This is a genomic window from Phenylobacterium sp. (assembly GCF_037138395.1).
In the GTDB taxonomy this organism is placed as follows: Bacteria; Pseudomonadota; Alphaproteobacteria; order Caulobacterales; family Caulobacteraceae; genus Phenylobacterium.
The window spans coordinates 1-3,188 of the sequence record NZ_JBAXIM010000216.1; the positions used below are offsets into that span (position 1 = coordinate 1).

Sequence of the window (3,188 nt, forward strand, 5' to 3'; positions counted from 1 at the left end):
TGGTCGAGCAGGCTGGCGGAGGCGCGGCCTGTCCTCAGGCTGGCGAACTCCTCCTTGAGGGCCGCGATGGCCTTGTCCATGCGGTCGCGATATCGAGACAGAACGGGCTTTTCGGCTGGCATATCGGGCTCCCGGAAGCAGTCAGTTGATGGTGGTGAAGACGCCCTCGCCGGTGAGGACCTTCATGAAGTTCCCCGGCTCGCGGATCGAGAAGACGACGATGGGGATCTGGTTGTCCCGCATCAGGGCGATGGCCGAGGCGTCCATGACCTTCAGGTCCTGGGCCAGGACGTCGTGGTAGCTGAGAGAATCGTATCGACGTGCGGAGGCGTCCTTCTTGGGATCCGCTGTGTAGACCCCGTCCACGCTCGTGCCCTTCAACAGGGCATCGCAGCCCATTTCCGCAGACCGGAGGGCGGCGGAGGTGTCGGTGGTGAAGAAGGGCGCGCCCAGGCCCGCGGCGAAGATCACCACCCTGCCCTTCTCCAGGTGCCGCAGGGCCTTGCGCCGGATATAGGGCTCGCAGACCGCATCCATCGGGATGGCCGATTGCACCCGGGTATCGACCCCGGCCTTCTCCAGCGCGCCCTGCAGGGCGAGGGCGTTCATGATCGTGGCCAGCATGCCCATATAGTCAGCGCTGGCCCGCTCCATCCCCCGGCCGGCGAGGGAGACGCCCCGAAAGATGTTTCCGCCCCCCACGACGAGGCAGAGGTCGAACCCGGCGTCGACCACTTCCTTGATGTCCGCGGCGACCCGGTCGAGGGTCACGGTGTCGATGCCGAAGAGGGAGTCCCCCATCAGCACTTCGCCGGATATTTTCAGCAGGACTTTCCGGTAGCGGGGCTTGGGGGCGTTCATGGGCGGATCCGTCGGGTGGCACCCGGGACCGTCAGGGCCTAGGCGAGGGAATCTGACGGCATTCTACATAAACCAAGGGCGTGGTGCGCGTCGAACGCACCACGCCCTTGAAAAGTCGTCCCGTCAGGCCGGGATCAGGCCTGGCCGGTCATGGAAGCGACCTCGGCGGCGAAGTCGTCGACCTTCTTTTCAACGCCTTCGCCAAGGGCGAAGCGCACGAAGCCCTTCACAGAGACGGGGGAGCCGGTCTCCTTGGCGGTGTCGGCCACAAGCTGCTCGATGGTCTGGTCCGGGTTCATCACAAAGGCCTGCTTCAGCAGCACGACTTCCTCGAAGAACTTGCGGATGCGGCCCTCGACCATCTTCTCGACAACACCCGGGGGCTTGCCCGAGGCCAGGGCCTGCTCGGTGAAGATGGCCTTCTCGCGATCGACCGCCGCCGGATCCAGGTCATCGGTAGACAGGGACAGGGGATTGGTGGCCGCCACGTGCATGGCGATTTTGCGACCCATCTCGGCGAGCTTGGCCTGGTCACCCTTGCCCTCGACCGCCACCAGCACCCCGATCTTCCCCAGGTCAGGGACGATGGCCGAGTGGACGTAGGACGCGATAGCCCCCTCCGAGACCGTGAACCGGTGCGCACGGCGCAGGTTCATGTTCTCGCCGATGGTCGCGATCAGGTTGGTGACGAGGTCCGACACGGCTGCGCCGCCGGTGGTCCTGGCGGCAGCGATCGCTGCCGCCAGGACCACCGGCGGCGCAGCCGTGTCGGACCTCGTCACCAACCTGATCGCGACCATCGGCGAGAACATGAACCTGCGCCGTGCGCACCGGTTCACGGTCTCGGAGGGGGCTATCGCGTCCTACGTCCACTCGGCCATCGTCCCTGACCTGGGGAAGATCGGGGTGCTGGTGGCGGTCGAGGGCAAGGGTGACCAGGCCAAGCTCGCCGAGATGGGTCGCAAAATCGCCATGCACGTGGCGGCCACCAATCCCCTGTCCCTGTCTACCGATGACCTGGATCCGGCGGCGGTCGATCGCGAGAAGGCCATCTTCACCGAGCAGGCCCTGGCCTCGGGCAAGCCCCCGGGTGTTGTCGAGAAGATGGTCGAGGGCCGCATCCGCAAGTTCTTCGAGGAAGTCGTGCTGCTGAAGCAGGCCTTTGTGATGAACCCGGACCAGACCATCGAGCAGCTTGTGGCCGACACCGCCAAGGAGACCGGCTCCCCCGTCTCTGTGAAGGGCTTCGTGCGCTTCGCCCTTGGCGAAGGCGTTGAAAAGAAGGTCGACGACTTCGCCGCCGAGGTCGCTTCCATGACCGGCCAGGCCTGATCCCGGCCTGACGGGACGACTTTTCAAGGGCGTGGTGCGTTCGACGCGCACCACGCCCTTGGTTTATGTAGAATGCCGTCAGATTCCCTCGCCTAGGCCCTGACGGTCCCGGGTGCCACCCGACGGATCCGCCCATGAACGCCCCCAAGCCCCGCTACCGGAAAGTCCTGCTGAAAATATCCGGCGAAGTGCTGATGGGGGACTCCCTCTTCGGCATCGACACCGTGACCCTCGACCGGGTCGCCGCGGACATCAAGGAAGTGGTCGACGCCGGGTTCGACCTCTGCCTCGTCGTGGGGGGCGGAAACATCTTTCGGGGCGTCTCCCTCGCCGGCCGGGGGATGGAGCGGGCCAGCGCTGACTATATGGGCATGCTGGCCACGATCATGAACGCCCTCGCCCTGCAGGGCGCGCTGGAGAAGGCCGGGGTCGATACCCGGGTGCAATCGGCCATCCCGATGGATGCGGTCTGCGAGCCCTATATCCGGCGCAAGGCCCTGCGGCACCTGGAGAAGGGCAGGGTGGTGATCTTCGCCGCGGGCCTGGGCGCGCCCTTCTTCACCACCGACACCTCCGCCGCCCTCCGGTCTGCGGAAATGGGCTGCGATGCCCTGTTGAAGGGCACGAGCGTGGACGGGGTCTACACAGCGGATCCCAAGAAGGACGCCTCCGCACGTCGATACGATTCTCTCAGCTACCACGACGTCCTGGCCCAGGACCTGAAGGTCATGGACGCCTCGGCCATCGCCCTGATGCGGGACAACCAGATCCCCATCGTCGTCTTCTCGATCCGCGAGCCGGGGAACTTCATGAAGGTCCTCACCGGCGAGGGCGTCTTCACCACCATCAACTGACTGCTTCCGGGAGCCCGATATGCCAGCCGAAAAGCCCGTTCTGTCTCGATATCGCGACCGCATGGACAAGGCCATCGCGGCCCTCAAGGAGGAGTTCGCCAGCCTGAGGACAGGCCGCGCCTCCGCCAGCCTGCTCGACCA

Annotated in this window: 2 protein-coding genes and 4 pseudogenes; 3 read left to right on the top strand and 3 right to left on the bottom strand. The window is 65.6% G+C overall.

The annotated features are described in order from the left end of the window. The 3 genes and pseudogenes from WCJ52_RS12425 to tsf (WCJ52_RS12415) all read right to left on the bottom strand — a co-directional run. Positions 1–122 (bottom strand): annotated as a pseudogene (locus WCJ52_RS12425) (ribosome recycling factor); the annotation flags it as partial. Positions 123–141: 19 nt separating this feature from the next. Then, the gene (pyrH, locus tag WCJ52_RS12420) at positions 142–861 is read right to left on the bottom strand and encodes a UMP kinase (protein ID WP_336903622.1); all 720 of its coding nucleotides are present in this window, start codon (positions 859–861) and stop codon (positions 142–144) included. Positions 862–995: 134 nt separating this feature from the next. Beyond that, a pseudogene (gene tsf / locus WCJ52_RS12415) lies at positions 996–1,598 on the bottom strand (translation elongation factor Ts); the annotation flags it as partial. On the opposite strand from tsf (WCJ52_RS12415), the pseudogene tsf (WCJ52_RS12410) reads away from it, so the two are divergent. The 3 genes and pseudogenes from tsf (WCJ52_RS12410) to WCJ52_RS12400 all read left to right on the top strand — a co-directional run. Further along, positions 1,591–2,193 (top strand): annotated as a pseudogene (gene tsf, locus WCJ52_RS12410) (translation elongation factor Ts); the annotation flags it as partial. The pseudogenes tsf (WCJ52_RS12415) and tsf (WCJ52_RS12410) sit on opposite strands and share 8 nt — an antisense overlap. Positions 2,194–2,327: 134 nt before the next feature. Next, positions 2,328–3,047, top strand: a complete 720-nt coding sequence (gene pyrH, locus WCJ52_RS12405) for a UMP kinase (protein ID WP_336903622.1) — start codon at positions 2,328–2,330, stop codon at positions 3,045–3,047. Positions 3,048–3,066: 19 nt separating this feature from the next. Next, positions 3,067–3,188: pseudogene (locus tag WCJ52_RS12400) on the top strand (ribosome recycling factor); the annotation flags it as partial.

Bases quoted from the DNA above. Each gene is read 5' to 3' on its own strand.
- pyrH (WP_336903622.1), bottom strand. From the start codon at position 861: ATGAACGCCCCCAAGCCCCGCTACCGGAAAGTCCTGCTGAAAATATCC.
- pyrH (WP_336903622.1), top strand. From the start codon at position 2,328: ATGAACGCCCCCAAGCCCCGCTACCGGAAAGTCCTGCTGAAAATATCC.